Here is a 400-nt window from a genome sequence, read left to right as displayed (position 1 = left end):
GTGATGGTGTCAGCGCGGGTCACGTCGGCGAAGATGCCCGGGACCGACAGGCAGCCCTCCTGGTACACCCGGCCCCCGTCCTTGGCGACGATTTCCGGGTTGATGAACACATGCGGTTCATTCTTCTCTTCGCTGACATCGATGACCATGAAGCGCTTGTGCACGTCCACCTGGGTGGCGGCCAGGCCGATGCCCGGGGCGTCGTACATGGTCAGGAACATGTTGTCGATCAGTTCCTGGAAGGCCGGCGTGGTGACTTCGGCGGCGTCGATCAACGCAGCCTTGGTACGCAGGCGCGGATCGGGGAACTCGAGAATGGGGAGAAGGGCCATGGCTGTTTCCGGGTAGGGGGCCGGCACGCCGGCATACGTCGCAGATTCTAGCTCCAACGCTTGCCTTG

Annotated in this window: 1 protein-coding gene; it reads right to left on the bottom strand. The window is 63.2% G+C overall.

Annotated elements, in window-relative coordinates; translation table 11 throughout:
• Window positions 1–332: peptide deformylase (locus tag E0T84_RS31670; RefSeq protein ID WP_138746433.1), on the bottom strand; the 332-nt coding region annotated here is incomplete at its 3' end.
• Between the last annotated feature and the right edge of the window lie 68 nt (window positions 333–400).

The organism is Mycobacterium sp. DBP42, assembly GCF_005924235.1.
Taxonomy (GTDB): Bacteria; Actinomycetota; Actinomycetes; order Mycobacteriales; family Mycobacteriaceae; genus Mycobacterium; species Mycobacterium syngnathidarum.
This window is presented reverse-complemented; position numbering and strand designations above follow the sequence as displayed.